Raw genomic sequence first — 26,385 nt, 5'->3', positions numbered from 1 at the left:
CTCCACAACATGTTACTCACTAGATATGTCTTCTGTAGGAATTACAAAATCAATCTCAGAAATAGAACGAAATCTTTTTAGATGATCATCTAACCGTAATTTAGCTTCTTGAACTTTTTTTCGATTAGAACGTTTTGCTGCTTCTGTTAATAGCTCATTTGATTCAGCTGATAACTGAAACGAGATATATACTTTTTTAAAATGATTATTAAATTCCAATTTTCATCCCCGTTAAGGTTCTTTCTCCATCAACAAAGAAATTAAACTATAAATCCCAACCAATATCAACCATATATGAAATATTCTAATTATTATTTCATATATGGTTGATATTGTGAGCCTTACTGTATTCGGAAAGGGTATAAAGATTTTTAAAATATCGTATAATGAAGAAGATAATGTTATCTCTTAATTTAATTGACCAACATTTAAACTAATTATGCTAATATAGAAAATGGGAACATCTAGGGCGTGTTTTTAAAGTTTTTCAAACTATTAAAAATCTGATAAAAAGCCTCCATAGTGAAAATGGAGCAAATGGATGTCAAGATTTGTTATTGATGACAAAATGTGGAACAAATTAGAACAATTACTGCCATCTCCTAAAGGTCGCCATGGGGAAAATGATCGATTATTTATTGAGGCAGTTTGTTGGATAATCAGAGATGCTAAAAACAAAATTGAAGAATGGCGCCAGGATTACAATGATTTCCGCCCTCATTCTTCATTGAACAATTTGACTCCAAATCAGTTCAAACAGAAGGTGTTAAGCGCCAGTTTTTCTAGGTAAGGCTGGATCAATTTTTGGGAGAGGATCAGGTTTACACTAGGCTGTAAATGAAATCGAGAAAATCAAACTCATAAGCTGCTATCGGATATTGGTTAATATCCGGTTTTTTGTAAACATCTAGGTGCCTTTTTTATAAAAGCAATATGCTCTAGCTGACCGAAGGCCACTTTAACTGGTTTCGTAAATTCCATGGCAATTCTCCATAAAGCCTTTATCTAATACTACTGAATACAACTAGCAATAAACTTGGTGAAGGGAACAATATTCTGATTCACACTTGCTTGCTCTAGTGCTTCCATATATTCGTTTCTTCTCCCCACAGGAATAATAGTCCATGGATAATGACCACTCGCTAACATAACATTCATCAGAAAACGTCCAATTCTGCCATTACCATCTGAATAAGGGTGGATATAAACAAAAAAGAAATGTCCGAGAACAACTCTAATAGCAGACTCCTTTTCTTGAATTATTAACTGAAAAAATTCTTCCATTAGTTCACTAACAATTTGCCAACGTGGAGGAATATGTTTTGATTGACGTATGTATACAGGGCTTCGTCTGTATCCTGCCAGATCAGTTGGTTTTAAAAGACCGATAGCAACGCTAGGTTGAAATAATTCTCTATACCAATCTCCATGTTCTTTTTGTATTATTTTTCCAGGGTTTTCTCCATTTAATATTTCTATAAGGCTCTTTTTCACAGATTGAAATGCTTGCCAGTATCCACGGGCGGCTAATGCGCTACGGTGGTTTCTATCCTGCTCTGTAGCATCGGGATTCCATTGCCCAGAGCGAACTTTTTCAATTAAGTCTGGACTTACTTGATAACCTTCAATAGATAGAGAATGATAAGCGTCTGAGATATAATTTTCGTCTACCTGCTCTAGATATCTCTTAATATTAATTGTTGCAGGACGGGGGGTAGGGAAGTTTTCTCGAACTGTCTCGCGCATATCATGCCACATAACTTCCAAACGACTGCGATAGGCTGGCTTATACGTTGCGGAAAAATCTATCGGTGTATTTGTTAAAAATGGATCTTCTTCCCGTATTTGATAACCGGCACTCTCCATGGTTTTTTTGATCTCTTCTGCCACGTGAGATTTGCCAATATTTTGAAGCGCACCGCAAATTCTTCCGGCTATCCAAGAATGCCCTTCATCCAGTAGATAATGTAGTAGGTCAGATGCACTATTAAACATTGAAAGAACAGAGCGTGCCTCAGTAGGATATTGAGAAAAAAATTTAGGTGAACAATAGATCAATGCTGGCACTATTGCATAAACTCGCATGTCCTGCTTAATCTCTATGTCCTGAGCAGCTGGCATTTTGTATTGTACTGAAAATAAGGCCGTATTATGAGGCAACTCCATATTACGGTTTGTTCCGTTGGGGCTGCGTATCATTAGTTGTTTAGGCACAGTCCAATTTTCTGAATGAAGAAGTAAAGACTGTTCTGGGGAAAGACACCATTCGTCACCAAATCGTTCATTTAAATATGAAGCACAAAAACTCCAGAAAGAAGCATACCAAGCCGTACTTTCGCCTTTTTGTTCATCAGGTTTTATAGGTACATACCAACCTTTTACAACCTCTTCTAAAAATGCATTTTCTACAAGTCGCTCCCTATGAGTACGACTTATATCTTTTGATTGGATAGCGTACTTACCTTGCTTTTGAAGATTGTGTAAAACTTCTAGTGACTGCGCTAGCTTTTCTGAAGGTTTCATAATATTTCAATTTATAGTTGCATGTAGAAATTATAGTATATTATGTTGTGGAAATAATAGTATATTATGTTGTTGAGATTATAGTTTATTGAGTTATAAAATTTTTCAAAATTAACGAACTCAAGATAAATATAAGTATTCCTGCTGATATGAATAGTCATGTTGAAAAATGCGATTTCTCTAACATGAGAAGTAACATAAGTTAAATTATTTGGATTTCTTTAAATGACTTTAAATAAAAGCTTGTTTTAAATGCGCAGAATTCTATTAATCAGCGATACCCACGGAAATCTGGATGTCATCAATGAAAAAGCTGCCGAAACGAATGTCGATATGGTCATTCATGTTGGTGACTTTGGTTTTTATCATGATCAAAGTATTCACCACCTTAACCTCAGAGAACTGCGATTATTGATAGGTCATTCTCCAGTTTGGAGGAAATATAACGTTGATAAACAAACTGAACGTGAGAAGTTGATTGAGATTGTAAAAGAAGAAAAGTTATTAGGTGATTTTTCAGATTATATTGCAGGTGTAAAACAATTTTCAGTTCCTGTTTATGCCGTTTGGGGAAATCATGAAGACGTAGAAGTCTTGAAACGATTAACTACTGGTCTAAAAATTAATAACTTAAATCTACTTGATGAGCACCATTTTTATGAATTTAACCATGGTGATAATTTTGAGTTTTCTCTGTATGGCCTAGGCGGTAATTTTCTTGCTGGTAAAAAATTATTTGATCAGCCAATTGCTGGCAAAGGGTGCAAGGTCTGGACTACACTCCATCAATTTGGTGTTTTTATATAAGCAAATTAAAAATAAAGATAAGCCCTCTATATTTTGTATCTCAACTTAAATACCATTAATGAAAAAGTTGCTCAGACAAAGCAGATGGGGTCCATTCAACTGGTAACTGATGGTGAAATATTAATCAACTGCAGTCATCGGCATAATATCTTTATCAAAAAAGTAATAATGCAAGGTAGGCTTGGAAGCATTAAAAGCATTTTCGACAATGTAGTAAGTGGACCTCATTAAGTATCTATAATAAAGTAGCATACGCATCATAATTGAAATTAATTGTTGAAACAGTCCTACCCTCATGAAAATGCCATATTAACTTTCGTATTCGTTGGATCAGATCTTCCATTTTTGTAAATGATTTGCAGCCATAAACGTTCTAAATACAGCGAACAACTCGGTTATAACTTATTTGTATAAAAACAGGATTGTTTCCTGTCACCTTGGTTATTGAATAACCAGGTAAATTTAGGATAATATCTTTCTTCGGCACTTTAATCCTCTTTTGACTGCAAAATCAAAGAGTTAGATTACTATAATCCGATTAAAGTGCCCCTGTATTTGGGGTAGAGCCAAATTGGTTCAAAGTGAGGCGCGTTATACCACCCCTGACGCAGTGTTGCGCGAAAAAAGCATCCTGCAATTGGAGCATGAAGGATGTAATCACCTGCAACCTATTCTAACCAAAGAGCGGGCACATCATTTATTGCAAGATTCTGATTTAAACAAAGGCCAGCAGGCAGCAGCCAGTCTTATTCTATCAACCAGTAATCGTATTGTCGGCGTGCAAGGTTACGCGGGTACGGGGAAATCCCACATGCTGGATAAAACAAACAATTGATTGAAGCCGCAGGCTTTAACGTTCGTGCACTTGCACCCTATGGCAACCAGGTCAAAGCATTACAAGAGCCCAACGTAAAAGCCAATACGCTGGCTTCTTTTATCAGAGGTAAAGACAAGGATATCAATGAAAAAACTGTTCTCGTCATTGATGAGGCAGGCGTTGTGCCTACCCGATTAATGGAAAAAGTGCTGAGCTTCGCAGAAAAATCAGGAAGCCGCGTTGTGTTATTGGGGGATACCGCACAAACCAAAGCCATTGAAGCTGGCTGGCCATTCGATCAATTGCAAGCTGCCGGAATGCAAATGGTACTCATGGACACCATTCAACGCCAAAAAAATACAGAGCTAAAAAAGGCGGTTGAATTAGCGGCTATGGGTAAATCCGCACACGCCCTAAAGCACGTGCACAACGTTTTTGAAATAAAAGATCATCAAATACGCCAGCACACAATTGCCAAAGAATACGTGGGGTTACCCGAAGATGAACGCACCAGAACAATTATTGTCACCGGAACCAATGAAGCACGCCGAGAAATCAATAAGCAGGTGCGGGGATTAAATCTGCAAGGCAGAGGCATTACTTGTGACACGCTAATTCGCAGAGATACAACGAGAGCCGAGCGGATGTATGCCAAGCATTACCGTATAGGCGATTTTATTCAGCCAGAAAAAAATATCCACGTTGTGGGCTAAAACGTGGTGAACTTTATCGTGTGGAAGATACAGCCATGGGCAATCGCCTGATTGTCCGCTCAATGGAAAACCAGCAAACTCTTGAACTTAACCCCATGACTTATCGAAAATTATCTGTTTATGAACCCGATCGAAAAGAGCTGTCAGCAGGTGATTTTGTAAGGATTACCCGCAATGATAAGGACTTGGATCTTGCTAATGGAGATCGCTTCAAAATATCCTCTGTAGCAGAAGATCAGATCACTCTATCGAATGGACTTCGTTCTGTTGCCTTAGATTCAAAACAGCCGTTGCATTTAGATTATGCCTATGCCACAACAGTCCATAGCAGCCAAGGTTTAACTACCGATCGAGTATTAATTGATGCACATGCACAAAGCCGCACAACGGCAAAGGATGTTTTTTATGTTGCTTTTTCACGTGCGCGGTTTGTGGCTAAAATTTATACGAACGATAGGGATAGTTTACCGATTGCAATTTCAAAAAATAACGGGAAATTGGCCGCATTGGATATACCAACGGCACAGGATCAAGATGGAAGGGTTAATAGAAAAAAATGGCATCAGAGCTATAATGTACGATAGACATTAATTGCACAATCAGGACACGGGTAAAAAATGGAAACCCGGGAACAAGAAGAAAGTCTATTGAATGAGATAGCGAAATCAGAAATATTTCAAGATGATTTTTCAAAAGAATTTCTAAGCAAATATTTAGAGTCAGGTTTTGGTAGTTTATCGAAGCATGATATTGATTTGCTCGTATACCATATACTATCTAAAAAAAACCAACTCCTTAAAAATAAAACTATTTATGAACAATCAAATCTTTTAAAAATTACTGAACGAAAAGTTAAAAATATCCAGCTTGAAGCTTATTTAAAATTTGAGCAAAAAAAATCCAAAGAAAATTTAAATACTATATTAGAAGAAATAAACTCTGGAGGAATTAAGCCAGAAATTGAAAATGGAAGAATTCGATTTTTGCTCGATTCGCCAATTTTAAAAAGAGAAATAGAAAATTCTATTAAATTGTTAGGTCATGTTGTTGATTATTCTTTTAACAAGGATGTAGTGAGTATTAAAATTGTACCATTCATATCTGCTATAAAAAATATCCAGAAAGAGAGAGGGGAAGAGTTAGAGAACAAGGTAATAAAGGAATTACGTTCACAATTTAAAGATGAAAATAAAAAAGTCAAAGAAATAGAGGCAATGACTATTTCTGAGTTGCTTAAAAAGATTGGTAGTAACATTTCATCCGATGTATTAAAAACTGTAACTAATTCTATTCTAACCTGTCTCTGGAATGCAGTTTACCAGACCGCAACCTAAGCAAACTCTATTAATATAAAACAACATGTTAGCCACAAGCATGATTACCCATTCAGAATAATTGTTAATTTGCAGCAATTTTGTTTGGTTCTGGTCTGTTTATGTTCTTTTCCCTTGTTTATATATATATTGAGGTCATGAATTTAACTAGCGGATGACGTGTTATGCCTGGATTTTGCCACAAAAAATTACTATATTTTGTGGCAATGAGGCCGAAAACGCCAGTATTAGAGCGAGTTTGCACAGTTTTTTATATACTCGATCATTGTTTGGAATTTTGGGGTGGTTCCAAAGTATATTTCAGCCTTCTTTTGGTAAAGGGAACTGAATTTACCAAGCTCACCTGGTTCTGATAATTGAAATGCGGGATTTTTTGTTAAATCGGTTTCATTCAGAAGACCAAATTTCTCCTGTTTATAAGTGTAATAATCATCTGTTCCTAAAAATTTTTTAACTCGTTCAGTATGGAGTAGCTGGTAAACATCGTAATTGGAATGCTCCCCACTAAAACCGGACCAGCTAGTTGTTAACTAACGACTAGTAATAGGACTAGTATTATGACTATATCTAAAGAAGCGGAAGTAATAGAAGTAATTCATTCAAGTAGCTCAAGACGTCGCTGGGTTTTATATGAGAAGCAACAGATAGTACAAGAGACTTATCAACCTGCGTGCGTTCCACCTTGCATTCCCCATAAAATTCAAAAAAAAGGACATTTCTGCGAGTGGCGAGAGATGAGGAAGCAGGGCAAGAATAAAACAATATATTTTAAAATGAATGCGCTAAAGCGCATGGCTTTAAAAGAAAGCGATGGCTTCAAGAATCAAAAGCATGTCCCAAACCACACGGATTTACAAGCAAAAAATATATGAAAAATAGATAAAAAACAATAGGTTATCTGTGAAAAATCATTGAAGAAAGAAGGGGTTTTCGATATAATAATCGGCTAGTTAAGCGTGATATCAAGCTGTTGGAGCAGCTCAATATCACTCATCATCAACACTATTGGAGTAGTGAAAATGACTAAGCGTAAGCTATCAAACCCTTTCTTTATTATCAAATCCTTTTTTGTTTCCTCTAAAAAGAAAACCTACCTCACATCCCTTGAGAAAGCATACTGCGAGCAGGCTTTAGAGCTGCAGGCGTTCAAGCGGTCTGTCCATCAACGTTCTTTCATCTAGTCCAACCTCAAGACAAAAAGGATTGATTTCATGAAAACCATTTCAAAATCACTTGTGCGTGAACGCGAGCGACTGCCTTTTTTAATTAAACAGTTTGGTAATTTGTTGCCTCTCGTTGAAAACGCCTGTTATGACACGCTGTCACGTTTTTGCACCACTTATCGCGGTGCTTACTGGCATCTGTATAAGTTAAGTAATGAGGGCTTTTATCTGGCACCCGATATAAAAGAGGCTTTGCATGTATGCATTGAAAGCAATGGGTATGAGGGCAAAGTAAGCAGTGATGCAGCCGGTGTGATTGTGAGCCTTTTTGTATTAAATGGTCTGGCTTTAAAAACATCCGCTGAGAAATACATCCATGCTTATTATGATTTAAGAGCTTTTGCGCTGGAGCATGAAGAAGCTTTCCAGATTTTTGCAGCCATTGATTGATTAGATAGCCCCTGCGCAAGGGGCTATCTTCACGAAGGATAAAACCATGATTTTTGATTTAATTCATCGCATAGCGGATAAGCGTTATCAAGCAATAGCGCATGATAAAGAAACAACCCAGTGGTTTAGCGTGGGAATTGACCGCTATTATTTTGATTTTTTCGTTAAATCTTAACGAGTGGCGGCAATTTGATACCCAAAGCGATGCGCGTTACTACGGGGTGTGCGTGAACCCCTTAGCTCTTCAAATTTTAATCTATGCCGAAGGAGATATTACTCTCATCACCTGCTTTAGCCACGAGCGTTTTAAAAAAGAAATGAACGAATTAACCCATTTCCATGGAGAGGCGCCAGCGGCAGTCATTATAATCAATATAATCAATGGCGAACAAATTGTCGAAGTTTTTAACAAAAGACCGGGTGTTTAAATAGGTTATTAACCCATTGGGATTGATAACCCATCAATCAGAGCATGCCATTTAATGTATGAGTTGAAGGATTAAGATAGACTTGGTAGGATAGTAAAAAAGCGAGGTTGGACTTGCTTTGTGTCAATCCAAGGGTTTGGTCGCGACACACGACCAGCCCTTTCTATGCATTTTTGTTTTCCTTCGCGCGTAACCCCAAAAAAATTTAAATCGTTTAATCACTGATTTTCATCCAATGGGCGGTTAACCGAGGTTCATTCCCGAATCCATGCTATCGCCTAATCGATGCTCATTTACTTTAATTTCCCTGTCTTCATTGGCATTGAAAAATACTATTTTGGAGTGATGTTTTTCCACAGTATTTCGGTGCGCGATGCTGATAATGGTCGTAGTCTTTAATGCTTTTACCATCTTATAAACATGCTCCTCACTTTCTTCATCAAGCGAAGAAGTCGCTTCATCGAGGAAAAGCCAATCGGGTTTTTTTAATAAAACCCGTGCGAAAGCGATTTTTTGTTGCTGTCCTCCTGACAATTCTTTTGACCAATTGCGTTTTTCATCCAATCTTGAAATAAAAGTCTCCATTCTGCCGACTGCCATTAATGCTTCGCTGTATTGTTCTTCAGCGTAAGTAGTTACCGGCTCTGGATAAGCCAAGACAGCTTTTAGGGTGTCGTTCGGAAGGGTTGGTTTTTGCGGTAGAAAATAGAGGGATTTGCCCGAAGGGATTGAAATTTTTCCTTCGCCATATTTCCATGTGCCTGCAATGGCTTTAAAAAGAGAGCTTTTGCCAAGACCGGATGCGCCTTTAATCAAAACGTGTTCACCCGGCATAAATTTTAAGCTCAAATTACGTAGGATGTAGTGGGTGCTTTCTCTCGGTGGAGCAATGTTTAATCCTTTCACTTTGAGTGAATCTTTGTCTTGTACTTTTCTAACGATTTCTTTGGGGCTTGTTTGAAGTCCTTCTTTCTCGAAGCGTTCTTTTAATTCGGTGATGCGCTCAATGCTTGCTTTGATTTTAGATAGGTTTTCATAAGTATTTGCAAACCAGCTAAGTGACATGCTCACTTGAGTAAAAGACAGGCCAATTTGCATTAACTGACCTATCTCAATAAGGCCGCTAAAATAAAGAGGCGCTGCCAGCAGATTTGGAAGAATGCCTGCAGATTGCGAATAGAAACTTTGAAAAGCAATTAACCCGGTGTCGGTATTGAGCTTTTCATTTGCCGAGATTTTAATTTCCTCAATTTGATTATTGATGGTCGTTTTGTAATAGTTTTCGGCGTGCTCCTCCGCTATGTTTTCCGCTTCTTCATTTAATTGCACCAATTCCTGCCTTAAGTCTGCCTCGGCTTTTTCAACGTGTTGGTTTGCAGCAGGGAGCGATTTGCCGATTAAATGGGTCATGAGGGTTGCTGAAACAGCAAGGATTAAGGCTACCCAAACTAAATAGCCGGGAATAACGACATTAAGGCCAAGCAGTGTGAAGGCGAGTGGTCCTCCTACTATCCATAAAGTACCAACAAAGGTTGCCAAGGTAAGTACGGAATTTAATAAATCCGCGCCTAAATTAAGCGCTAAATCCACGAAAGATTTTACGTCTTCCTGGATGCGTTGAGATATATTATCAATCTCTGGGGAAAATCGTTTGAGCTCCAAATAATTGTTTTCACTTTCAAACAGTTCAGCCGTAATTTTTTTGGTAAGCCAGTTTCGCCACAAGATGGAAAGCTTTTGAATCAGAAAATTTTTTAAAACGGAAATGCCCACAAAGGCACCGAGAATTAAACTAAACTGCCCCATGCTAACTAAAAAAGGAGTCAACGCTTTGGCGGTTAGCACCGCCCAAAATCCGGCCGACCACCATGAAAATGCGGCCATCAGGGCGACAAGCCCCACAACACAGATTCCGGTACCAATTAATAAAGCCCATGCGCGCAGTTTTTCATCGGAATGAATGAAATAGTCTTTGAATAAACTAAACACTTTTGACCAAGTAGAGGTTGTCGCCTCTGGCGCTATGGAATGATTTTGCATCGAATGCTATCCCAAGATTTTAGGAGGACTTTGTCCTATGGATTCACAGGCTCATAGTTCGCTCATGAGCTATGCAAGTGGGAAGAGAATATATCGGTTGGTTGTATACAAATCAATCAAAATATAGACAAGGAAAATGGGAAGGTATTCACATGGTTTACTGAGCAAACGATAGGCATAGCATCAGGTTCCATGGGTTGCCGTCTCTATCCGTAAAATATATTTAGTATTTAGGAGAGTATGGATTGCTTTCAAGCCTTAATATGATGAACTCGCAGGTTTATTTAGTCTTCAAAAAAAACTGGCCTAATGCCCATCGAAGATTGGCTTCCATTGAAAGCAATGCAGGATGCTATGGATCATGAGATAAGTCATCTTAACCAGTAAGATAAAGTATTGGTTAAGTATTTTAGAAAATATTACGTATGGCGATAACTAGCTCCATTTGTCATGGGATGATTATCGCCAAACTCGTGGTTGTAAATTTGTACTTCGAAGTAAATAGCCTCACTACATACCGCAAGAAGGAGTACGACTGAACCCTTGGATTAATCGTTCATTTTCTTCTATCTCTTGGTTCATGGAGGCAATAAATTGATCAATTTTACTTTCATTTCCGCTTTTTTGATTATGTGAATTATTTTGCTTGGAAAAAATTTCCTCTGAGACGAAGTGACAAAAACGACTGGTTGCTTCTGAAAATATTTTTTGATTTTGCTCAACATTGACGGTGACATTGCCCAGGGTAACGGTGGTGGTGTTGATGGTATCTTGCACCGTGATCGTTGCCGTATCGCTGGTGTTCAAGCTTTCGTAATTGCCACCAATTGCATTGCTGATGCTGATGGTTTGCGTGCTGGCATCGATGTAAGGATCATCTGCGGGAGCTGCGAAGGTAACGCTGCCGCTCGTTTGTCCAGCGAGAATCGTAATGACTTGGCCATTGGACAAGGTTAAGGTTAAATCGGTTTGGGGTGCATTATTGACATTGGCGATTAAGGTCACCATACCGCCTTCATTGACGGTGACATCGCCCAGGGTAGCGGTGGTGGTATCAATCGTATCTTGAACCGTAATCGTTGCTGTGTCGCTGGTATCCAATTGTTCGTAATTGCCACCGGTTGCATTGCTGATGCTGATGGTTTGCGTACCGGCATCAACGTAGGCATCATCGGTTGGGGCCGGGAAGGTAACGCTGCCGCTCGTTTGTCCAGCGAGAATCGTAATGACTTGGCCATTGGACAGGGTTAACGTTAAATCGGTTTCCGGTGCATTGTTGACATTGGCGGTTAAGGTGATGGTGCCACCTTCATTGACGGTGACATCGCCTAAGGTAACGGTGGTGGTATCAATGGTATCTTGAACCGTAATCGTTGCTGTGTCGCTGGTATCCAATTGTTCGTAATTGCCACCGGCTGCATTGCTGATGCTGATGATTTGGCTGCCAGCATCGACGTAGGCATCATCTGCGGGGGCTGGGAAAGTAACGCTGCCGCTCGTTTGTCCAGCGAGGATGGTAATGACTTCTCCATTGGACAAGGTTAAGGTTAAATCGGTTTGCGGTGCATTATTGACATTGGCGGTTAAGGTGATGCTGCCGCCTTCATTGACGGTGACATCGCCCAGGGTGACGGTGGTGGTATCAATGGTATCCTGAACCGTGATGGTTGCGGTGTCGCTGGTGTTCAAGCTTTCGTAATTGCCACCGGCTGCATTGCTGATGCTGATGGTTTGCGTACCGGCATCGATATAAGCATCATCGGTTGGGGCCGGGAAGGTGACGCTGCCGCTCGTTTGTCCAGCGAGAATCGTAATGACTTCTCCATTAGACAGCGTTAACGTTAAATCGGTTTGCGGTGCATTGTTGACATTGGCGGTCAAAGTGATGGTGCCGCCTTCATTGACGGTGACATCGCTCAGGGTGACGGTGGTGGTGTCAATGGTATCCTGCACCGTGATCGTTGCCGTATCGTTGGTATTCAAGCTTTCGTAATTGCCACCGGTTGCATTGCTGATGCTGATGGTTTGGCTGCCAGCATCGACGTAGGCATCATCTGCGGGGGCTGGGAAGGTAACGCTGCCGCTCGTTTGTCCAGCAAGAATGATGATCATTTCCCCATTGGACAGCGTTAAGGTTAAGTCTGTTTGCGGTGCATTGTTGACATTGGCGGTCAAAGTGATGGTGCCGCCTTCATTGACGGTGACATCGCCCAGGGTGACGGTGGTGGTATCAATGGTATCCTGCACCGTAATGGTCGCGGTGTCGCTGGTGTTCAAGCTTTCGTAATTGCCACCGGTTGCATTGCTGATGCTGATGGTTTGCGTACCGGCATCGATGTAGGCATCATCGGTTGGGGCCGGGAAGGTGACGCTGCCGCTGGTTTGCCCGGCGAGAATGGTAATGATTTCTCCATTGGACAGGGTTAAGGTTAAGTCGGTTTCCGGTGCATTGTTGACATTGGCGGTTAAGGTGATGGTGCCGCCTTCATTGACGGTGACATCGCCCAGGGTAACGGTGGTGGTATCAATGGTATCCTGCACCGTAATGGTCGCGGTGTCGCTGGTGTTCAAGCTTTCGTAATTGCCACCGGCTGCGCTGCTGATGCTGATGGTTTGCGTACCGGCATCGATGTAGGCATCATCGGTTGGGGCCGGGAAGGTGACGCTGCCGCTGGTTTGTCCAGCGAGGATGGTAATGACTTCTCCATTGGACAGCGTTAAGGTTAAGTCGGTTTGCGGTGCATTGTTGACATTGGCGGTTAAAGTGATGGTGCCGCCTTCATTGACGGTGACATCGCCCAAGGTGACGGTGGTGGTATCAATGGTATCCTGCACCGTAATGGTCGCGGTGTCGCTGGTGTTCAAGCTTTCGTAATTGCCACCGGCTGCGCTGCTGATGCTGATGGTTTGGCTGCCGGCATCAATATAAGCATCATCGGTTGGCGCTGGGAAGGTGACGCTGCCGCTCGTTTGCCCGGCGAGAATCGTAATGACTTCTCCATTGGACAGCGTTAAGGTTAAGTCTGTTTGCGGTGCATTGTTGACATTGGCGGTTAAGGTGATGGTGCCGCCTTCATTGACAGTGATATCGCCCAGGGTAACGGTGGTGGTATCAATCGTATCTTGAACCGTGATGGTTGCGGTGTCGCTAATATCCAATTGTTCGTAATTGCCACCGGCTGCATTGCTGATGCTGATGGTTTGGCTATCGGCATCGACGTAGGCATCATCGGTTGGCGCAGGGAAGGTAACGCTGCCGCTCGTTTGTCCAGCAAGAATAGTAATCACTTGGCCATTGGACAGCGTTAACGTTAAATCGGTTTGCGGTGCATTGTTGACATTGGCGGTTAAGGTCACCATACCGCCTTCATTGACGGTGACATCGCCTAAGGTGACGGTGGTGGTATCAATTGTATCTTGAACCGTGATGGTTGCGGTGTCACTAATATCCAATTGTTCGTAATTGCCACCGGCTGCATTGCTGATGCTGATGATTTGGCTATCGGCATCAATATAAGCATCATCGGTGGGGGCTGCGAAGGTGATGCTGCCGCTGGTTTGTCCAGCGAGGATGGTAATGATTTCTCCATTGGACAACGTCAACGTTAAATCGGTTTGCGGTGCATTGTTGACATTGGCGGTTAAGGTGATGGTGCCGCCTTCATTGACGGTGACATCGCCTAAGGTGACGGTGGTGGTATCAATGGTATCTTGAACCGTGATGGTTGCGGTGTCACTGGTGTTCAAGCTTTCGTAATTGCCACCGGTTGCATTGCTGATGCTGATGATTTGGCTATCGGCATCAATATAAGCATCATCGGTTGGCGCTGGGAAGGTGACGCTGCCACTGGTTTGTCCAGCGAGGATGGTAATGATTTCTCCATTGGACAACGTCAACGTTAAATCGGTTTGCGGTGCATTGTTGACATTGGCGGTTAAAGTGATGGTGCCGCCTTCATTGACGGTGACATCGCCCAGGGTGACGGTGGTGGTGTCAATGGTATCTTGAACGGTAATCGTTGCGGTGTCGCTGGTATCCAATTGTTCGTAATTGCCACCGGCTGCATTGCTGATGCTGATGGTTTGAGTACCGGCATCAATGTAAGCATCATCGGTTGGCGCTGGGAAGGTGACGCTGCCGCTCGTTTGTCCAGCAAGAATGGTGATCACTTCCCCATTGGACAGCGTTAAGGTTAAGTCTGTTTGCGGTGCATTGTTGACGTTGGCGGTTAAAGTGATGCTGCCGCCTTCATTGACGGTGACATCGCCTAAGGTGACGGTGGTGGTATCAATGGTATCCTGAACCGTGATGGTTGCGGTGTCGCTAATATCCAATTGTTCGTAATTGCCACCGGCTGCATTGCTGATGCTGATGGTTTGGCTATCGGCATCGACGTAGGCATCATCGGTTGGCGCTGGGAAGGTGACGCTGCCACTCGTTTGTCCAGCGAGAATGGTGATCACCTGTCCGTTAGATAGCGTTAAGGTTAAATCGGTTTGCGGTGCATTATTGACATTGGCGGTTAAGGTGATGGTGCCGCCTTCATTGACGGTGACATCACCCAGGGTAACGGTGGTGGTGTTGATGGTATCTTGAACCGTGATGGTTGCGGTGTCGCTGGTATCCAATTGTTCGTAATTGCCACCGGTTGCATTGCTGATGCTGATGGTTTGCGTACCGGCATCGACGTAGGCATCATCGGTTGGCGCTGGGAAGGTGACGCTGCCGCTGGTTTGTCCAGCGAGGATGGTAATGACTTGGCCATTGGACAGGGTTAAGGTTAAGTCGGTTTGCGGTGCATTGTTGACATTGGCGGTTAAGGTGATGGTGCCGCCTTCATTGACGGTGACATCGCCCAGGGTAACGGTGGTGGTATCAATGGTATCTTGAACGGTAATCGTTGCGGTGCCGCTGGTATCCAATTGTTCGTAATTGCCACCGGCTGCGCTGCTGATGCTGATGGTTTGGCTATCGGCATCAATGTAAGCATCATCTGCGGGGGCTGGGAAGGTAACGCTGCCGCTCATTTGTCCAGCGAGAATGGTGATCACCTGTCCGTTAGACAGCGTTAACGTCAAGTCTGTTTCCGGTGCATTGTTGACATTGGCGGTTAAGGTGATGGTGCCGCCTTCATTGACGGTGACATCGCCCAGGGTAACGGTGGTGGTATCAAGGGTATCTTGAACGGTAATCGTTGCGGTGTCGCTGGTATCCAGTTGTTCGTAATTGCCACCGGCTGCATTGCTGATGCTAATGGTTTGGCTATCGGCATCAATATAAGCATCATCGGTTGGCGCTGGGAAGGTGACGCTGCCACTCGTTTGTCCAGCAAGGATGGTAATGATCTCCCCATTGGACAGTGTTAAGGTTAAATCGGTTTGTGGTGCATTGTTGACATTGGCGGTCAAAGTGATGGTGCCGCCTTCGTTAACGGTAACATCGCCCAGGGTGACGGTGGTGGTATCAATGGTATCCTGCACCGTAATGGTTGCGGTGTCGCTGGTATTCAATTGTTCGTAATTGCCACCGGCTGCATTGCTGATGCTGATGGTTTGGCTATCGGCATCGACGTAGGCATCGTCGGCTGGGGCCGGGAAGGTGACGCTGCCGCTGGTTTGCCCGGCGAGAATCGTAATGACTTCTCCATTGGACAGCGTTAACGTTAAATCGGTTTGTGGTGCATTATTGACATTGGCGGTCAAAGTGATGGTGCCGCCTTCATTGACGGTGACATCGCCCAGGGTGACGGTGGTGGTGTCAATGGTATCTTGAACGGTAATCGTTGCGGTGTCGCTGGTATCCAATTGTTCGTAATTGCCACCGGCTGCATTGCTGATGCTGATGGTTTGACTACCGGCATCAATATAAGCATCATCGGTTGGCGCTGGGAAGGTGACGCTGCCGCTGGTTTGTCCAGCGAGGATGGTAATGACTTCTCCATTGGACAGCGTTAAGGTTAAATCGGTTTGCGGTGCGTTGTTGACATTGGCGGTCAAAGTGATGGTGCCACCTTCATTGACGGTGATGTCAAGGAAGGTGACGGCGGTGGTGTCAATAGTATCTTGAACGGTAATCGTTGCGGTGTCGCTGGTATCCAATTGTTCGTAATTGCCACCAATTGCATTGCTGATGCTGATGGTTTGTGTACCGGCATCGATGTAGGCATCATCGGTTGGGGCTGGGAAGGTGACGCTGCCGCTCGTTTGTCCAGCGAGAATCGTAATGACTTGGCCATTGGACAGGGTTAACGTTAAATCGGTTTGTGGTGCATTATTAACATTGGCCGTCAAAGTGATGGTACCACCTTCATTGACGGTGACATCGCCCAGGGTGACGGTCGTGGTGTTGATGGTATCTTGGACTGTAATCGTTGCGGTGTCGCTGGTATCCAATTGTTCGTAATTGCCACCGGCTGCACTGCTGATGCTGATGGTTTGCGTACCGGCATCGATGTAGGCATCATCTGCGGGGGCTGGGAAAGTAACGCTGCCGCTTGTTTGTCCAGCAAGTATGGTGATCACTTCCCCATTGGACAAGGTTAAGGTTAAATCGGTTTGCGGTGCATTGTTGACATTGGCGGTTAAGGTCACCATACCGCCTTCATTGACGATGACATCGCCTAAGGTGACGGTGGTGGTATCAATGGTATCTTGAACCGTAATCGTTGCTGTATCGCTGGTATTCAAGCTTTCGTAATTGCCACCGGTTGCATTGCTGATGCTGATGGTTTGCGTACCGGCATCGACGTAGGCATCATCGGTTGGGGCAGGGAAGGTGACGCTGCCGCTCGTTTGTCCAGCAAGAATGGTAATCACTTGGCCATTGGACAAGGTTAAGGTTAAATCGGTTTGCGGTGCATTATTCACATTGGCGGTTAAGGTAATGGTGCCGCCTTCATTGACGGTGACATCGCCCAGGGTGACGGTGGTGGTGTTGATGGTATCTTGGACTGTAATCGTTGCGGTGTCGCTGGTATCCAATTGTTCGTAATTGCCACCGGCTGCATTGCTGATGCTGATGGTTTGCGTACCGGCATCGATGTAGGCATCATCGGTTGGCGCTGGGAAGGTGACGCTTCCGAGTAAAAAGAATCGAATTATTTTTATTGAGCATGATTCCCATATTTATAAAGAAAGGAATCATGTCGAACGATTTTTTAACAGAATAAAAGGTTTCAGAAGAATTGCTACGCGGTATGATAAAACTGCCGCCATGTTTTTAGGTGCATTAATTGTAATAGGTATTTTGCTGTGGCTGAAACTTTAAAAACACGCCCTAGTACTGATAATAAACATGAGCTCAAAGATATTCTCTCTTCATTAATGGAGGAATGTGATATTGATGATGCGCAATTGGCTAGAGAAACGGGCGTTCCAGCCTCTACTATTTCACGAATGAGATTAAACTCTAATGCAAATCCCACGGCATCTACCCTTAGACCTATATCAAAATTTTTTTCTATTTCAATAAGCCAATTATTGGGCGATGAACCTTTGCCTAAGGATAGATTGCCAGGCACTCATAATCCAACATATTATACATCAGCTAGAATGCCCGTTATTGAATGGGATTGGATTATGAATTGGGTTGATACACATGGCGAAAACATTAAAGAAAAATTACAAACATGGATTTCTACGGAAAAAGAAGTTGGCCCAAACTCGTTTGCACTTATAATACCAACAGATTCGTTTGGTCTTGCTTTTCGAAAAGGCTCAACCATTATCGTTGATCCTTCTCAATCACCTATAGATGGTGACCTGATCTTAGTAAAAAATGAAAACGATAAAATGATTTTATTAAAGCAATTTTTAATGGATGGACATGAAGCATATATGCGATCAGTGAACCCCGAAATAAAAAGTGTTGTGCCTCTGACAGAAAGTCATCAAATAATTGGTATTGTTATTGAAACACGTTTTTCTTTACAAGCAGTTGGGAAACCAGTATCGCAAAAAGAAGCAAAGTTACAATTTTCCTTTGCAAGATCAGCTCATCTTAAACCGACCTAGAGTGAAGCAATATGCCTATTAATGATTATTCCATTATTTCAAATCAGTACGCCTCATTAGATAATAGCGGAACTGCTTTTTTAGCTTTTAAGCAAATTCCTGACTTATTAAAGCGACATGCTATTGGAAATAAAACACTTGATTACGGGTGTGGTTCGGGCAGCTCTACATTATTCCTTAACGAAATTGGATTGGATGTTGAAGGCGTAGACATCAGTCAAGATATGTTGCAAGAAGCTAACCAATTAAATATCAAAATTCCCTTCAACTTAATTGAAAGCGCCAAACTCCCTCATGCGGATAATACATTTGATATTGTATTCTCGAGTTTTGTTTTATTCGAAATATCAAGTAAGCCTGAGTTGAGTCGCATTATTAATGAAATTTATCGAGTTTTAAAAAAAGGCGGTTTATTTATAGGCGTTACAGGTAGTGAAGAATTATACAACCATAAATGGTTATCATTAAATGTGGACTTTGAACAAAACAAGAACCTAAGTAGTGGTGACATCGCTAAGGTTTTATTAAAAGACGCAGAAATAATTGTATATGATTATTATTGGACAAATGAGGACTATCAAGAAATTATTAATACATCAAAGTTTTCATTACTAGAAACTTTGCTCCCACTTGGTGAAGAAACTGATGGCTATTATTGGGAAGATGAAAAACACTTCCCGCCATATGTAATCTATGTTCTATCAAAATGATCATTATTACCTGTATAATCAACATCCAATGAAAATGGTGTGAAGTTTGTATTAATATCAAAGACATCAACATGCTCGATGGATTTTAGTTTTTTGGCCATAAAGGTAATAAAGGGTATAGATAACCACTCAAAAATCAATCCGAGCAAATAACTCCTACTTGAAAATTGGACCATTTCATAGAAAGGTAAAACATGCCAATATGATACTGACAAAAATAAGAAATTATCAACCGTCATAGCAACAATTGATGCGCATATAATTCTAAGCCACAATTTATTACCATCATGAAATATCTTCAGTTTAGCGATTACATATGAATTCAGAAATTCTCCACTAAAATAGCTAATCATTGATGCCGTAATAATTCTAGGAATAGATCCAAGTATAAAAGCATACTCTTTCTGATGGCTCCAAAAGGGAGATGCGGGAGCTTTTATTGCTAATGTTATAAATAAAACAGCAATTAGATTGCATGCAATTGCCCCCCAAATTAGTTGCCTGGTTCTTTTGTATCCATAAACCTCTGTAATAATATCACCCATAACATACGTCAACAGATAAGGTAATGTACCCCCTGTTAATGTGACACCGAAAAATGTCATTAATTTTGACGAAGCAATATTGCAGGCAATCAACGAACAACCAAAAATCATGGCTAATAAGGAAAAATATCGAAAATGCTCTGTTGTTTGTATAATTACTGTCGGTGGTTTTTCAGTAGTAGCAAGACCAATGATATTAATTTTGTCTTCTAAACTAAATTTTGATAATAGATCTTTTTTTAAGGTCACTAAATCTGTGGCAGCAATTTTAAATACACCTCTGGGGTTGCCCTCCTCTTTGGCAACAACAATGTAATTTCCGTTTCTCTTTCGATAAAAATCATGAAATTTGTATAAAGGATCGGTAACTAAATTGCTTTCATCTCGCATGTGATTTCAACAGCCTCTCGGATAAAAATTATATCTATTCTTCTTCTGTAATTAAGTACATTTTCTTTTGTTCAGGCCATATATTTTCTCTAAAATAGATCGACAATTTAGTGGCATGCGGAATAATATCTCCCGGTCCTTTTTTAGCTGTAATATTGGTAATCTCAGTTTCGTTTAACCCTTTTTGCCATTCGGCTAACGCTAGTTTAAATGTATCTTCTTCTACTTTTTTCTTTCGTTCTAATTGATTCTTTTTAGCTTCTAATAGTTGAACCTGTGCGATTTCCTGTGGTGATCTATAATTTTTTTCAAACCATGGCTTTCCCTTTCTAAGCCGACCAATTAGCAGATTTAAAAGATCATCATACTGCCTATATTTAGCTGACTCATGTTCCAAACCGTACGCAAAATGCAAAATAGATTCTTGAACCATTTGTGGCTCAGCTAACCTAGTTTCAAAAATGTCATTTAAGTGATTATGATTAAATCCAATTTCTTCCAATGGATAAATATTAATTTTTTTCCACTCTTCAGGTAAGAGAGTTTTACCCACTGTTTTATTGTCCCCTTTCTTTTCGATTTCTAAATGAACTTCAATTGATTCTCTGTTGATTCCCAATTGACTCTCAATGCCAACCATTTTTTTATATTCAAGTGCGGCATTTCTCACGATTTCAGATAATTTAAAAGAGTAAAAACCTCCTCGTCCGGTTTTTCCTTTTTCTCTCACAATCAATTGTTTACCTACCAGTCTCTGAATAGATGTTTTTACCATTTTCATTGTTGTACTGGTAATTTGCATGAGTATTTCCCCTTTAATGACGCCAGTAGACAACATTGCCCTCGAGATACAACGGTCTGTAATAAAAAGAAATATTTTTTTTTGATGACCAGTAAGTCTGGAAATAGTATCTAACACTGTCTCTAAATTATTTGGATCGAAATCAATAGAGTAATCTACAGTCTTTTTAGGTTTTGTTATTTTATGGATATCTTTTATTTCCAGAGACTCTAGATTATATGATTCCTTTTTGATTCCTAATTGATTGTCATTTGATGTCGATTTGATCTCTAATTGATTATCAAAAGATACTTTATTGGATTCCGATTGATTTCCATATTCTTTATCAAGTTCATCCATATAGTTCCATGGCCTATAATCGGATTTCTTAAACTTTTTTTTAGATTTATTAGTTAATTCCTCAAGGGTAGGCATTCCAACTGTCCTCTAGCAATGTTTATCAAGCTTCAACAAGATTATTTGATTTCTTTTTATCTGTGGCTGAACGCAATATATCGCCGGATTCTTTGTTGACTGAAGATCCAATATTTAATATTTCTCTAGTTAGTAGATCGATATCTTCTTTAGCTGGAGAGTTATTTAATGAATCATAGATAGACTCACCCTTGGTTAGAACATTTTCAAACTCTTGACTCTTTCTGATTACTGAACGAATAAGACCTTTTTCATAATTAGTCATTAAAAACCTCATTGTTTCGTGAGATAAAGATGTTCTTACATCAAACTCATTTAGAAGAGGACTTAGTAAGATCGTTGTATGGAAATTTTTTTCTATATTTTTTATTTCTTGTTTCGTGATTTCTAATCCTTCTAAGCTGAATTCGGAAGGAGTTACTGGAGCTATGATTCGATCCGCTGCCAATGCAGCAGCAGTAACAGAGCTACCTAAGGCTGGTGGGCAATCAATTAAAATAAGATCGTATTTATTTTTTAACGGAGCAATCATTTCTTTATAGATTCGATCCAGTGGAAGTCTTTTCAACATTAAATTACTGTCTAATAATGCATTTTCAATGCGGCTTGGTAATATATCAAGACCATCATATACAGGAAGAATGCCTTCTTCTATCGGAATATCCTGATTAATTAGTTCTATCATGATTGGATTGTCATGAGTATCAATTCTACATGCTTTAGTTAAATTACCTTGTTGATCAAGGTCAATTAAGAGAGTTCTGGCTCCATATAATGATGCTCTAACGCCTACAGCTAAACACATAGATGTTTTCCCAGTTCCTCCTTTTACTATCTGAAAACATAATACTTGTGATGAGAAATTAAGGGAAAGTAATGATCTGGCTGTTTTATAACCGAAATAAACTCTATTTCGACTTTTACCATGTTCGAGTTCTTTTCTTTTTATTTGATTATGAAGGGCTTGAGCCGTTACTCCTAATGCTTCTGCTGCTTCGCTAACTAACATCTTTGGATCCATTCTTTAATCTCCGTGGTTTAAGTTTAACGGATATTTGTTAAACTAACTTAAACATAGATTTTTTTCGTGGTCAATGGAAATATGAGTAAAATCATAAAATATTTTTATATGTTATTAAGTAATAGTTTTATTAATTATTACTACTAATAAGGGTAACTTAAATGATTTCTGATATGATTCCTGTTTGATTGCCAATATAGAATGGTTTTTGTGAAGGATGCCTAACTGATGTCTACATGACTCCTATTTGATTTCTAAGTAAAAGCCTTTGTTTGTTCTAAACGTTGTTTTCTTGTGTGAAAACGTGCCAATGAGATTGAAAATTATCTGGTATCTATCTGGCATTGATTTTTATTAGCAGGATATAAGCGTAATATATTGATTCCCAGTATGATTGTTAAAAGACATCTATATGAGTTCTATATGATGGGTATATGATTGTTGTATGATTTTCATTAGATGACCTGTTGATTTCTATCTGAATCACATTTGCTTTCTTGTTGATATCTAACTGATTTCCAAATGATGCCCATTTTAAACATTTCCTAATCTTATGCAGATAGGCATGCCGCGGTATTGGAGCCCCAGGCATGATGAACTTCCAATTGATTTCTGTACCTAAATCATAAATAAAAAAATAAATCGAATGTAAATAAGCTCGATTGTGCAAATCGGGTGCATTTCACTTAAGTCTAAGAATCTAAATAAAAAATTGTTTTGAAAAAAATTTATTCATTTTCGATTGCCTAAGGGGCTAAAATTCGTTAATGCAGACCGCTTTATGAACGTTTCCCGTTTACGCACCAAAGCTTCATGACCCGTTCACGAAGCTTTGAACAAGGATGGATTGCTGTTGTGTTTTAGTATTTTTTTAGTGCATGAGGTGGAAACTTACTGTACACGCAGCGAATAGGTTATTTTTTAAGGTTTTTAATACTCTACCCACAGAGTTATTCACAGATTTTGTGGATAAGTGGCATTTAAGTATAAAAAAATAAAAGGGCTATCTGCCTTAGTTTGCAAGGCATTTCAAGCTTTAAAAATAATATGTTTTGAAAAATTGGCGGGATGAACAAAAAATTATCCACAGAAAAAAATTTAATGATTCTTTCTGTGAATTTTGAATGGTATCTAAATAAAAATAAAAAAAACAGTCTTGACGAGGTAATATTTTAAAGATTACGAAACCAGTTCAATGGGATGGTGTGTATTCGGTATTAACGCCACATCAGAAATAAGTTTAGGAAGCTTGCTGGCTTCGTTTTGCAGAGATTTGGCAGGGGTTAATACGTGCTCTTTAGAGAATTCACGAACTGCTTGCTGCATAAATGCCAAAAGACCCTGGTACCCGGATAAGGCGATTTTTTCTCCACAGTTAAGGCATTTAACCGTGCATCCAAATGATGGGTTTCTAAATGAGGGTAGAGTGCTTTCGCAAGTTTTAATGTGCAAAGAATCTTGGGTCGATAGGAATACGGCAAGCGCTAAAGGCATTTTTTAGAAACCCATAAGGAAAGCGCGCGTTGTGGGCAACGAGTACGCATTCCTTAAGAACATCGAATAACTCTTGGGCTAAGTGCGCAAAGGTCGATGCCTTGATTCGTGTATACAAGGATTGTAATTTCAATGATTTTATCGCGTGTGATGCGAAGTCCTGTCGTTTACATGCCGACAATTGCAAAACGAAACGGGTGTTTGATACCACTCATGCGCTCACCGTAAGTGATATCCCTATCGCCAAAACTTAACAGGTAAGCAAGGTATCTTAAGATGGTTTAAAATCAAGAAAAATTTAAAAATGCCTGCTTCCTCATCTCTCGCCACTCGCAGATGAGTGCATTTGAATTTTCTGAAGAATACAAGGTCTACTCATCGCTTTGCTCTTGCGTTCCACCTTGCATTCCCCATAAAATTCAAAAAAAAGGACATTTCTGCGAGTGGCGAGAGATGAGGAAGCAGGGCAAGAATAAAACAATATATTTTAAAATGAATGCGCTAAAGCGCATGGCTTTAAAAGAAAGCGATGGCTTCAAGAATCAAAAGCATGTCCCAAACCACACGGATTTAGATAAGTATCTAAAACACCCAAGCATAGTTTTTCTGGTGTAACGGCTAAAATAGGATGTAGAAGTAAACCTGGGTGCTTTTCGTGATTAATCGGGCCAATATCTTTCCGTTCTTTTTGGCCTGTAAAGTTAAGGGTGGTTGTATCTTGCAATAAAAGAACAACAGAATGGTGTCTCATTCGAGAAAGCGTAGAGGTTATATGGGGCGCTAAAATATTCTCTCTGTTGACTTGTTCATGATCAAAGAACCGATAGGCTGCTTTGGTTTCATGCCAGCCTCCACATGCCGCAGGTATACTTAGATTGGGGGCATTGCCTAACTTATCAAATAAAGAAAGTAACCGAGCGTTACGTCTTTTATCGCCTAAATCAATTGTTTGCATTTCCTCTGCTGCCCAGCTCATGATTATCATCCTGACTTATTGGGCATTGCAGTATACGAATTATTACAAAAAATAACTGCTTTTTATACTTATGGGTAATGATGTGTTCATTTGGGGGAGAGCCAAAAAAATGGTACCGACGTTATTAAAAGCTAGTATCGATGGATTAAATGATCAAAGCAACAAGCCTCATTCGTCACCAATTAAAAAGTTAAACTCAGAGCTGATTAAGCTAATTCTTGATTTTGCGTATCAGTCGTAAGGTGGGCGGCCAGGCGTATCCAAACTGAATTGATTAGATTGCACAACTGCTCACTTTCTTTAGCAAGCATCCATAAAGCGTTCACTTGATCAATTTACTTGTTTGGCTTGCGTTTCTTTTAGCTGCAAGGATGGGTGAGGCGTTAACAATCTCCCTATTTTATTTACTAGTTGGCATTATTGGCATCACGATACAACATATATGTCACATTGACATATATGTTGTATCGACATATACTTACATTAAATACTTTAAGCGAAAATAAATTTGCGTATCATTTCTAAGAAAAAACTTCGCGATTATTACATAAGTAATGTTCAATCTGAAATCCCACTGACAGAGTGGTATTTCAAAATGTTAGAGACAAATGCGTCTAATATTTTTGAGTTGAGGCAAGTGTTTAATAGTGTAGATCCTGTTTATGGCTACACTATATTTAATGTTGGTGGTAATAATTATCGTTTAATAACAGCCGTTCATTACAACACCCAAACTTGCTATGTCAGAACAATTTGGACCCATGCTGAATATGACAAACAAATTAATAAAGAAAAATTAAAGCGAGGTGATTTATGAAAGCTCTTGCTATTGACTACATTGATAATAAAACCAAACATAAATTTCATTTACCACTAACAGTGTTTAAGAAACCAACTAATGATAAAGAATATAAATATCTCGAAGATATTCTAGATAAATTAATTGACGAAGTTCGTGATGATGAAAATCATCCTCTGGCTTTGGCAATGCAAATTATAGGTGAGAATATAGAACAATATGATAATGAGCATTTTTCTTTGATTGGTGAAAATGTAACCGATGTTGAGATGGTAAAATACCTAATGAATATTAATCAACTTCAGCAAAAGGACCTTGCCCCTATATTTGGTGGCCAAGCAAATGTTTCCAAATTTCTAAATGGAGAACGAAGCTTAGGAAAAAATCATATATCTGAGCTAAAAAGAAAATTTAAGATCAGTGCTGACTTTTTTCTAAAATAGAAATGTGCTGCATTATTAGTTGCATTCATCTTATTAGGCTTGGGTGTGTATGTGGCTTCTATTTTCGTACAACATTAGTTCCCTTTCAATTTTGTAGTTGGTAATTGGGGTTTTGGGCTGTGTTTTTTATATCTGTGTAATGTGAAACATTTTAAATGGAATCACAAACGTGTTTATCGGATTTATAGGGAGTTGGAATTGAACTTAAGGATTAAACCCAAAAAACGGTTAATCAGGGAAAAGCCAGATATATTAGCTGTACCAGACAATATTAATCAGTGCTGGTCTATGGATTTTATGCATGACCAGCTTCAAAATGGGCGCAGTTATCGCCCTTTTGAACGTTATTGATGATTTTAACAAGGTCTGGCTATCGAAGTAGATTTCTCTTTGCCTGCTGAACGGGTTATCAGGGCACTTGATCAAGTGATAGAATGGCGCGGGAAACCCTTATTTATTCGCTGTGACAATGGACCTGATATATCAATCACTTGTTAGCAGTT

At 40.1% G+C, this 26,385-nt stretch carries 22 protein-coding genes and 1 pseudogene; 14 read left to right on the top strand and 9 right to left on the bottom strand.

The window, feature by feature from the left end; all coding sequences use genetic code 11:
- Positions 1-12: 12 nt before the first annotated feature.
- Positions 13-219 (bottom strand): TraY domain-containing protein, encoded by a 207-nt coding sequence (locus NKV53_RS11640; RefSeq protein WP_063230508.1) that lies wholly within the window; start codon positions 217-219, stop codon positions 13-15.
- Positions 220-541: 322 nt separating this feature from the next.
- Between NKV53_RS11640 and NKV53_RS11920 the strand changes: the two genes are divergently transcribed.
- The gene (locus tag NKV53_RS11920) at positions 542-790 is read left to right on the top strand and encodes an integrase core domain-containing protein (RefSeq protein WP_371923200.1); all 249 of its coding nucleotides are present in this window, start codon (positions 542-544) and stop codon (positions 788-790) included.
- Between the two features lie 221 nt (positions 791-1,011).
- On the opposite strand, the gene NKV53_RS11630 is transcribed toward NKV53_RS11920, so the two are convergent.
- On the bottom strand, positions 1,012-2,523 hold the full coding sequence (locus NKV53_RS11630) for a Fic family protein (RefSeq protein ID WP_126955067.1): 1,512 nt from the start codon (positions 2,521-2,523) through the stop codon (positions 1,012-1,014).
- Between the two features lie 252 nt (positions 2,524-2,775).
- Here NKV53_RS11630 and NKV53_RS11625 point away from each other — a divergent pair, with 252 nt between their 5' ends.
- The 8 genes from NKV53_RS11625 to NKV53_RS11590 all read left to right on the top strand — a co-directional run bounded on the left by NKV53_RS11625 (position 2,776) and on the right by NKV53_RS11590 (position 8,235).
- Complete coding sequence (locus tag NKV53_RS11625; RefSeq protein WP_233581914.1) at positions 2,776-3,330, top strand: metallophosphoesterase; 555 nt, start codon at positions 2,776-2,778, stop codon at positions 3,328-3,330.
- Between the two features lie 571 nt (positions 3,331-3,901).
- Complete coding sequence (locus NKV53_RS11620) at positions 3,902-4,165, top strand: AAA family ATPase (RefSeq protein ID WP_253351183.1); 264 nt, start codon at positions 3,902-3,904, stop codon at positions 4,163-4,165.
- Entirely contained in the window at positions 4,162-4,860 is a 699-nt protein-coding gene (locus NKV53_RS11615; protein WP_253351182.1) for an AAA family ATPase, read from the top strand. Before NKV53_RS11620 ends, NKV53_RS11615 begins: the two co-directional genes overlap by 4 nt.
- A gap of 20 nt (positions 4,861-4,880) precedes the next feature.
- Complete coding sequence (locus NKV53_RS11610) at positions 4,881-5,444, top strand: hypothetical protein (RefSeq protein ID WP_253351181.1); 564 nt, start codon at positions 4,881-4,883, stop codon at positions 5,442-5,444.
- Positions 5,445-5,477: 33 nt separating this feature from the next.
- The gene (locus NKV53_RS11605) at positions 5,478-6,194 is read left to right on the top strand and encodes a hypothetical protein (RefSeq protein WP_253351179.1); all 717 of its coding nucleotides are present in this window, start codon (positions 5,478-5,480) and stop codon (positions 6,192-6,194) included.
- Positions 6,195-6,751: 557 nt separating this feature from the next.
- The gene (locus NKV53_RS11600; RefSeq protein ID WP_253351178.1) at positions 6,752-7,066 is read left to right on the top strand and encodes a hypothetical protein; all 315 of its coding nucleotides are present in this window, start codon (positions 6,752-6,754) and stop codon (positions 7,064-7,066) included.
- A gap of 339 nt (positions 7,067-7,405) precedes the next feature.
- Entirely contained in the window at positions 7,406-7,807 is a 402-nt protein-coding gene (locus NKV53_RS11595) for an antirestriction protein (protein ID WP_126954193.1), read from the top strand.
- 101 nt (positions 7,808-7,908) lie between these two features.
- Positions 7,909-8,235, top strand: a complete 327-nt coding sequence (locus tag NKV53_RS11590) for a hypothetical protein (RefSeq protein ID WP_126954194.1) — start codon at positions 7,909-7,911, stop codon at positions 8,233-8,235.
- A gap of 243 nt (positions 8,236-8,478) precedes the next feature.
- Here NKV53_RS11590 and NKV53_RS11585 read toward each other — a convergent pair whose 3' ends face one another.
- Together NKV53_RS11585 and NKV53_RS11580 are read right to left on the bottom strand one after the other, a co-directional pair.
- A complete protein-coding gene (locus NKV53_RS11585; RefSeq protein WP_126954195.1) occupies positions 8,479-10,275 on the bottom strand; it encodes an ABC transporter ATP-binding protein/permease in 1,797 nt (598 codons plus the stop codon).
- A 510-nt stretch (positions 10,276-10,785) separates the two neighbouring features.
- The gene (locus NKV53_RS11580) at positions 10,786-17,295 is read right to left on the bottom strand and encodes an immunoglobulin-like domain-containing protein (protein ID WP_371923220.1); all 6,510 of its coding nucleotides are present in this window, start codon (positions 17,293-17,295) and stop codon (positions 10,786-10,788) included.
- A 231-nt stretch (positions 17,296-17,526) separates the two neighbouring features.
- Between NKV53_RS11580 and NKV53_RS11570 the strand changes: the two genes are divergently transcribed.
- Together NKV53_RS11570 and NKV53_RS11565 are read left to right on the top strand one after the other, a co-directional pair.
- A complete protein-coding gene (locus NKV53_RS11570; protein ID WP_253351176.1) occupies positions 17,527-18,288 on the top strand; it encodes a S24 family peptidase in 762 nt (253 codons plus the stop codon).
- A gap of 11 nt (positions 18,289-18,299) precedes the next feature.
- Positions 18,300-18,998 carry a class I SAM-dependent methyltransferase gene (locus NKV53_RS11565; protein ID WP_126954188.1) on the top strand — a complete coding sequence of 233 codons (699 nt, stop codon included), beginning with the start codon at positions 18,300-18,302 and terminating at the stop codon, positions 18,996-18,998.
- Here the strand turns inward: NKV53_RS11565 and NKV53_RS11560 are convergent.
- The 5 genes from NKV53_RS11560 to NKV53_RS11540 all read right to left on the bottom strand — a co-directional run bounded on the left by NKV53_RS11560 (position 18,980) and on the right by NKV53_RS11540 (position 24,640).
- Positions 18,980-19,933, bottom strand: a complete 954-nt coding sequence (locus NKV53_RS11560) for a queuosine precursor transporter (protein ID WP_126954189.1) — start codon at positions 19,931-19,933, stop codon at positions 18,980-18,982. The genes NKV53_RS11565 and NKV53_RS11560 overlap by 19 nt on opposite strands.
- Before the next feature lie 34 nt (positions 19,934-19,967).
- Positions 19,968-21,074, bottom strand: a complete 1,107-nt coding sequence (locus NKV53_RS11555) for a hypothetical protein (RefSeq protein ID WP_126954190.1) — start codon at positions 21,072-21,074, stop codon at positions 19,968-19,970.
- Positions 21,075-21,174: 100 nt separating this feature from the next.
- Complete coding sequence (locus tag NKV53_RS11550; RefSeq protein WP_158614985.1) at positions 21,175-22,158, bottom strand: AAA family ATPase; 984 nt, start codon at positions 22,156-22,158, stop codon at positions 21,175-21,177.
- A 1,191-nt stretch (positions 22,159-23,349) separates the two neighbouring features.
- The gene (locus tag NKV53_RS11545) at positions 23,350-23,664 is read right to left on the bottom strand and encodes a hypothetical protein (protein WP_126954192.1); all 315 of its coding nucleotides are present in this window, start codon (positions 23,662-23,664) and stop codon (positions 23,350-23,352) included.
- A gap of 535 nt (positions 23,665-24,199) precedes the next feature.
- Positions 24,200-24,640: a transposase DNA-binding-containing protein gene (locus tag NKV53_RS11540; protein ID WP_253351175.1), complete on the bottom strand. Its 441-nt coding sequence runs from the start codon at positions 24,638-24,640 to the stop codon at positions 24,200-24,202.
- Positions 24,641-25,148: 508 nt separating this feature from the next.
- On the opposite strand from NKV53_RS11540, the gene NKV53_RS11535 reads away from it, so the two are divergent.
- The 3 genes and pseudogenes from NKV53_RS11535 to NKV53_RS11525 form a co-directional block, all read left to right on the top strand.
- Positions 25,149-25,457 carry a type II toxin-antitoxin system HigB family toxin gene (locus tag NKV53_RS11535; RefSeq protein ID WP_256478867.1) on the top strand — a complete coding sequence of 103 codons (309 nt, stop codon included), beginning with the start codon at positions 25,149-25,151 and terminating at the stop codon, positions 25,455-25,457.
- Positions 25,454-25,882: a type II toxin-antitoxin system HigA family antitoxin gene (locus tag NKV53_RS11530; RefSeq protein ID WP_127057164.1), complete on the top strand. Its 429-nt coding sequence runs from the start codon at positions 25,454-25,456 to the stop codon at positions 25,880-25,882. Before NKV53_RS11535 ends, NKV53_RS11530 begins: the two co-directional genes overlap by 4 nt.
- A 102-nt stretch (positions 25,883-25,984) precedes the next feature.
- A pseudogene (locus NKV53_RS11525) lies at positions 25,985-26,362 on the top strand (DDE-type integrase/transposase/recombinase); the annotation flags it as partial.
- Positions 26,363-26,385: the final 23 nt, after the last annotated feature.

Source organism: Legionella sp. 27cVA30 (genome assembly GCF_024160945.1).
Classification (GTDB): domain Bacteria; phylum Pseudomonadota; class Gammaproteobacteria; order Legionellales; family Legionellaceae; genus Legionella_A; species Legionella_A septentrionalis.
Note: the sequence above shows the minus strand (reverse complement) of the source record. Positions and strands in the feature narration are given on the sequence as shown.

Coding starts and splice junctions, on each gene's coding strand:
- NKV53_RS11920 (WP_371923200.1), top strand. CDS start 542: ATGTCAAGATTTGTTATTGATGACAAAATGTGGAACAAATTAGAACAA.
- NKV53_RS11630 (WP_126955067.1), bottom strand. CDS start 2,523: ATGAAACCTTCAGAAAAGCTAGCGCAGTCACTAGAAGTTTTACACAAT.
- NKV53_RS11625 (WP_233581914.1), top strand. CDS start 2,776: ATGCGCAGAATTCTATTAATCAGCGATACCCACGGAAATCTGGATGTC.
- NKV53_RS11605 (WP_253351179.1), top strand. CDS start 5,478: ATGGAAACCCGGGAACAAGAAGAAAGTCTATTGAATGAGATAGCGAAA.
- NKV53_RS11600 (WP_253351178.1), top strand. CDS start 6,752: ATGACTATATCTAAAGAAGCGGAAGTAATAGAAGTAATTCATTCAAGT.
- NKV53_RS11595 (WP_126954193.1), top strand. CDS start 7,406: ATGAAAACCATTTCAAAATCACTTGTGCGTGAACGCGAGCGACTGCCT.
- NKV53_RS11590 (WP_126954194.1), top strand. CDS start 7,909: ATGATAAAGAAACAACCCAGTGGTTTAGCGTGGGAATTGACCGCTATT.
- NKV53_RS11585 (WP_126954195.1), bottom strand. CDS start 10,275: ATGCAAAATCATTCCATAGCGCCAGAGGCGACAACCTCTACTTGGTCA.
- NKV53_RS11565 (WP_126954188.1), top strand. CDS start 18,300: ATGCCTATTAATGATTATTCCATTATTTCAAATCAGTACGCCTCATTA.
- NKV53_RS11560 (WP_126954189.1), bottom strand. CDS start 19,933: ATGCGAGATGAAAGCAATTTAGTTACCGATCCTTTATACAAATTTCAT.
- NKV53_RS11555 (WP_126954190.1), bottom strand. CDS start 21,074: ATGGATGAACTTGATAAAGAATATGGAAATCAATCGGAATCCAATAAA.
- NKV53_RS11550 (WP_158614985.1), bottom strand. CDS start 22,158: ATGTTAGTTAGCGAAGCAGCAGAAGCATTAGGAGTAACGGCTCAAGCC.
- NKV53_RS11545 (WP_126954192.1), bottom strand. CDS start 23,664: ATGCCTTTAGCGCTTGCCGTATTCCTATCGACCCAAGATTCTTTGCAC.
- NKV53_RS11540 (WP_253351175.1), bottom strand. CDS start 24,640: ATGAGCTGGGCAGCAGAGGAAATGCAAACAATTGATTTAGGCGATAAA.
- NKV53_RS11530 (WP_127057164.1), top strand. CDS start 25,454: ATGAAAGCTCTTGCTATTGACTACATTGATAATAAAACCAAACATAAA.